The sequence below is a fragment of the Bacillus sp. AM 13(2015) genome, assembly GCF_001518755.1.
In the GTDB taxonomy this organism is placed as follows: Bacteria; Bacillota; Bacilli; order Bacillales; family Bacillaceae; genus Bacillus; species Bacillus safensis.
In genome coordinates this window covers 1-4,092 of sequence record NZ_LKCP01000019.1, presented here as the reverse complement: position 1 = coordinate 4,092, position 4,092 = coordinate 1, and the positions used below count along the sequence as shown (strand labels likewise).

The window sequence follows — 4,092 nt, the reverse complement described above, 5'->3', positions numbered from 1 at the left end:
AAGGATTTTTGTGATGTCTTGTAGATGTCGACTGCTCTGACTGCGGCTGATGTGGCTTGGGTGGTTTTATAGACAGCCTTTCCGCCTTTGAAAATGCGTCCTGCCCAGCCAACGATTGGGATGTAACCGGCTGCTGCCATGCCTCCTGCCGCGACTCGCTGACCTGCGGTGAGTTCCTCGCCTGTGATCGGATCAACACCTGTTGCGGCACGTTTTGCATCATTCACACCTGTCAGTTCATTGACGATATTTCCACCGTAATCGAGCGCTTTTTCATACCAAGGACGGTTGGCGAGGGCTTCTTGTTCTTTTGCGATCTCTCGGGCTTCTTCTTGTTCTTTTTTGATTTTCAGATATTCAGAAGTTTGCTTTTCAATATCGCTTTTTGCCTTGTAGATTTCGCTATTTTGATACGCTTTCTTGTCAAAATTCATAGGCGAAATCGCTTTTCCATCATTTGTCGCATTCATCATTTCAGCGTACAATGCCATTGTAGCTTGCTGCTCTGTCTCTGACAAAGCATATTCATCTTTTAAATTTTGATCAAGCTCTCTTAAATCTTTGACTGTCTTTTTTCGTTCATCTTCCGCATCTTCTATTTTTTCATCAAAGGTTTGACTATCAAATACTTCTAGAGAAATGAGATCATCAATGTCTTGAAAAATCGTTTTGAGTGCCTTTTTTTGATCCTTTACAATGCTTTTGGCATTCTTGATGCCCATATGTACTGCGTTGTCTAAAAAGTGTTCCTCTACAAAGGTATCGCCGCCAAAGCTCGTATCATCAAGTGTCCCAGAAACACCGTCATGAAAGGCTTTTTGCTTATCAATGAAATTGATAAACATGTCAACATTACCCGCTAGTTCTTTATAAAAGCTTTTAATGTTATCGGCACCTTTCCCAGTAAAATCATCACCGAGGTTGGCAACACCTTGTAATGCCTTTTTTAAATCTACCATTTGTTCGCGGAGTTCCTGATAGTGTTTTGCCCTTGTGTCCATGGCACTGGTTAGTGCTTTTGCATCAAGTATCTTACCCAGAAGAAGTCACTCCCTCCATTATTGATCATAAAGTCTATTTTACCGTGCTCCTCAAAACGGAAAAATAGGCTAAATGACACAAAAAATGGGATAGGCTCTCAATTTAAAGGTCAATAAAATAAGCTAGACAATGCACTTTGCTCTGTCTAGCCATACATTCGTATTATTTATAATCATTGATTGGTCCTTTATCCATCAAAACATCAATTTCATTAGAAGACTTCATTTTTAATTTAGGTCTGCGCTCGGAATTTGGTTTGCTGTAAAGCTCTAGCGGACGGATGATCACACCATCATTTGTATTTTGAAGCATACCCGGCACACAAGAATAAATTCGATCATTATCATTCGCATGTTTGGCATGAATTGTCACAGACGTTCCTTGGTGATTATCGATACTCATAGATACCCTATATCTATAAAAGGAACCTGTTCCGTTTGATTGTGCAGAATAAACAACCGGAACGATAGCAAGGATATCGTCATTTAACCGTAATTTAATGACTTCTGTTTTCATCGATTCACGGTCTCTACCGACATCTCCCATATGCTCTACAGCTCCGTTTCCGTAACTTTTAAGAGCAAGAACACCTTTTGCGCCAAACATGGCCACATCTATTTGTTTTCCTGACTTCGTATAGACCAATGCATAAATATCATAATCGGTTCCAGACTCCCAGGATACTGTAGCTGTAATCTCAGGCGTTTTTTCAATGATGATCGGTTTATGACCTTTGTCTAGACTAATTTTACCTTGAACTTTCTCTAAGCTAATTGGTGCAGCGACTTTCTCTTTAGCAGCTGGCTTCATTGGAGGAGCAGGCTCATCAATTAATTTTTCAGAAGTCATTTGAGGAGGTATAGAAACACCCTGTTCATCAGGTTCAACCTCTACCCCAAAAAGCTGACATAACCCTTCTAATCCAGAATCGAAGCCACGCCAGATGGATCGTGCTTTCGTTTCACCATTTCTGATATATAGCTCTACTACGACAATACCCTTTTCATTTGTAAAGCTTACTGGTGTAAGGTATAGTACCTCATCGCCTGTTTGAATTTCTGCTTGCAGATTCTTCACTTGAGAAAAACCAATTCCTTGATCCTCTGTTAGTGTAATCGCCACCTTTGTGATTCCAGTAGGCACTTTGCTCATATCAAAATTCAATTGATGTCTTTTCAACTGACCTGATATCTCTGCTGGTAAAAGTGTCGCGACACCCGTGGCACTCTCCGGCTGATTGTAAAAAATAATGCCATGATCTCCTTGAACTAGATCTGAATCTGTTAAGAGAAACGCTGTTAAAGAAATATCAATTGCAGATGATACTTCATAACTGATGGATACTTGTCCCTTTGGAGAGTTTAGTACGGTATTGGCACCCATTTGCAGAGTTTGATTCATTTCAACAACTCCTATTCTATATCTACCATTTATCGCTTTTATAGATCAATTATACCAAATGGTTTAGTAGAGCCTATTAATATCTTTATCTCATTTCAATCTCTGCATTGATATGAGACAATGCCAATGAAAAACAAACTACTCTCGAAAGGAGAATCAATGTGTATAAAAAAATCATTCCTGCTGTTATGGTGATATTCGGTTTTTGAATTCTTCTTCAAATTTCCTTGAACATTAAGATCTTTCACAATCCAATGAACTATTTTGTCGCTATTACTCTCTTTTTTCTTTGTATTCAGGCATTAATAAAACATAAACAATGAAAAACCCGAACAAGCATATACCACGCTCGTCCGGGCTTCTATTTTCCTTTATTACACTTCTTCACCATTCGTTGCGATGACGTTTTGATACCAAGTAAACGAATCTTTTTTAAGGCGCTTCATTGAGCCGTTTCCTTCGTTGTCGCGGTCAACGTAGATCATACCGTAGCGTTTTTTCATTTCGCCTGTTGTGAATGACACGATATCAATGATGCCCCAAGGTGTGTAGCCAATAAGGTCGACACCGTCGTATTCAATGGCTTTTTTCAGTGCTTCGATATGAGAAGCGAGATATTGAATTCTTTCTGGATCGTGAATAGAACCGTCTTCTTCCACTTGATCTATCGCACCAAATCCATTCTCTACGATGAATAACGGGATTTGATAGCGATCGTAAAAACGATTCAATGTATATCTTAAGCCTGTCGGGTCAATGGACCAGCCCCAGTCACTTGATTTGATATAAGGGTTATCTACACCATGCGGCAGGGCTCCGTTGACAATGTCTCCGTTGTGATCAGACACCGTATCACTTTTAACCGTTGTCGACATGTAGTAGCTAAAGCCTAGATAATCCACTTTCCCTTTTCTTAAGCTTTCTTCATCTCCTTTTTCAAATGGAATGTGATAGCCTTCGCGTTCGAATTCTTTTAATGCATAGCTCGGATAGTAGCCGCGCACCTGTACATCTGGGAAGAAATAGCGCTGTCTCATATATTCCTCTGCCAGCATGACATCCTCAGGGTTTGAGGAATATGGATAGATTGGCACGTGAGACACCATCGCTCCAATTTGGAAAGCAGGATTAATTTCTTTTCCTTTGGCTACTGCCCATGCACTTGCAAGTAATTCATGATGTCCTGCTTGATACATGACTTCTTTGGCATTTTCGCCTTCTTTGACTGAAACCCCTGAATTTGTCCAAAGGAACAGCGGGTTGTTGACATCCATTTTGTTATTGATTTCATTAAATGTCATCCAGTATGTGACCTTGTCTTTGTATCGATTGAAGCATACTTCTGCGAATTTCGCGAAATACTCAGCGACTTTTCGGCTGCGGAACCCGCCGTACTCTCTTGCTAAATGGAGCGGCATCTCAAAATGAGACAGCGTAATCACAGGCTCGATGCCATGCTTGAGCAGTTCATCAAATACATCATCATAGAATTGTAACCCTGCTTCATTCGGTTCTGCTTCATCTCCCTTAGGGAAAATCCGGCTCCAGCCAATCGATGTACGTAAACATTTTAAACCCATTTCGGCAAACATTGCGATATCTTCCTTATAACGATGGTAGAAATCGATCGCTTCATGGTTCGGATAAAAT

At 40.3% G+C, this 4,092-nt stretch carries 3 protein-coding genes; all 3 read right to left on the bottom strand.

Annotated elements, in window-relative coordinates:
• Nucleotides 1-1,001: ribonuclease YeeF family protein (locus AOQ70_RS02265; RefSeq protein ID WP_231730811.1), on the bottom strand; the 1,001-nt coding region annotated here is incomplete at its 3' end.
• Nucleotides 1,002-1,203: 202 nt separating this feature from the next.
• A complete protein-coding gene (locus tag AOQ70_RS02260) occupies nt 1,204-2,442 on the bottom strand; it encodes a TerD family protein (protein WP_059374729.1) in 1,239 nt (412 codons plus the stop codon).
• 374 nt (nt 2,443-2,816) lie between these two features.
• Nucleotides 2,817-4,092, bottom strand: a 1,276-nt coding sequence (gene bglA, locus AOQ70_RS02255; protein WP_059374727.1) for a 6-phospho-beta-glucosidase BglA, incomplete at its 5' end; no start/stop codon positions are given.

What these genes read in the sequence shown, in the direction of transcription:
- AOQ70_RS02260 (WP_059374729.1), bottom strand. Translation starts at nt 2,442, where the DNA reads ATGAATCAAACTCTGCAAATGGGTGCCAATACCGTACTAAACTCTCCA.